This is a genomic window from Pseudomonas sp. PS01301 (assembly GCF_029960215.1).
GTDB lineage: Bacteria > Pseudomonadota > Gammaproteobacteria > Pseudomonadales > Pseudomonadaceae > Aquipseudomonas > Aquipseudomonas coleopterorum.
In genome coordinates, this window is sequence record NZ_JASCPM010000118.1 from 1 (window position 1) to 630 (window position 630).

Sequence of the window (630 nt, forward strand, 5' to 3'; positions counted from 1 at the left end):
CAACTTAACAAACCACCTACGCGCGCTTTACGCCCAGTAATTCCGATTAACGCTTGCACCCTCTGTATTACCGCGGCTGCTGGCACAGAGTTAGCCGGTGCTTATTCTGTCGGTAACGTCAAGACAGCAAGGTATTCGCTGACTGCCCTTCCTCCCAACTTAAAGTGCTTTACAATCCGAAGACCTTCTTCACACACGCGGCATGGCTGGATCAGGCTTTCGCCCATTGTCCAATATTCCCCACTGCTGCCTCCCGTAGGAGTCTGGACCGTGTCTCAGTTCCAGTGTGACTGATCATCCTCTCAGACCAGTTACGGATCGTCGCCTTGGTGAGCCATTACCTCACCAACTAGCTAATCCGACCTAGGCTCATCTGATAGCGCAAGGCCCGAAGGTCCCCTGCTTTCTCCCGTAGGACGTATGCGGTATTAGCGTTCCTTTCGAAACGTTGTCCCCCACTACCAGGCAGATTCCTAGGCATTACTCACCCGTCCGCCGCTGAATCAGGAAGCAAGCTTCCTTCAACCGCTCGACTTGCATGTGTTAGGCCTGCCGCCAGCGTTCAATCTGAGCCATGATCAAACTCTTCAGTTCAATACTGCAATCGGGTTTTGAGAAAACCCTATAAAC

General features: G+C 52.4%; 1 rRNA gene. It reads right to left on the reverse strand.

The annotated features are described in order from the left end of the window. Positions 1–594 (reverse strand): 16S ribosomal RNA (locus QMX89_RS22675); the annotation flags it as partial. Positions 595–630: the final 36 nt, after the last annotated feature.